This is a genomic window from Longirhabdus pacifica (assembly GCF_004115085.1).
Classification (GTDB): domain Bacteria; phylum Bacillota; class Bacilli; order Paenibacillales; family DSM-105158; genus Longirhabdus; species Longirhabdus pacifica.
Window position 1 is genome coordinate 1 of sequence record NZ_QXJP01000069.1, and the last position, 606, is coordinate 606.

General features: G+C 34.0%; 1 protein-coding gene. It reads right to left on the reverse strand.

Going from position 1 to position 606, the window contains the following annotated elements; translation table 11 throughout:
• Positions 1–133: 133 nt before the first annotated feature.
• A partial coding sequence (locus tag D1Z92_RS17105; RefSeq protein WP_240666797.1) for a M12 family metallo-peptidase occupies positions 134–606 on the reverse strand: 473 nt, incomplete at its 5' end.

Genomic DNA, 606 nt, shown 5'->3' on the forward strand with positions numbered 1-606 from the left:
TACTACCAAATGAGAATGTAAGTGCTGCAACTGCTATCATTGAAAATATTTTTTTCATTTTATTTTCCCCCATTTTCATCGTTCACTCTAGTAAACTATTATTTTTGTGATTTGCTATAAACGATTAGTCTAATTATTGCGCTGTACCATATAAATTAATATTTTCTTTGAGTACTTCTTTATGATAATCACAGAAAGTATCTACTTTATAATAATAGCCATTTAAAATACAATCTCCTCGTTCTTCACTATCACAATGACTTAACCCATAATTGTGACCCACTTCATGAAGAATGAGACGCCATAATTGGTAAGTGCTTTGTCTATGTTTTACTATGCTTTCACCCGTCCATGGAAAAGCTTTCCCAGAAGGATAATCAAAGTTTGGATCATTGGTAAATCCAATCACAAGATCATACGTACCATCACTCCACTCTCGTTTCAGTTCATGTGTAATATCATCAGCAGACTTATCGTCACTTTGCCACTCTACAAAGTCCTCGATGATGAGATTAATCTTAAAGTCACGATACAACGTATCATCCACTCTTTCAATAAGTCGGTTTGTGTATTCTTTCCAATATCCCTCATGTATTGCTCGAAACT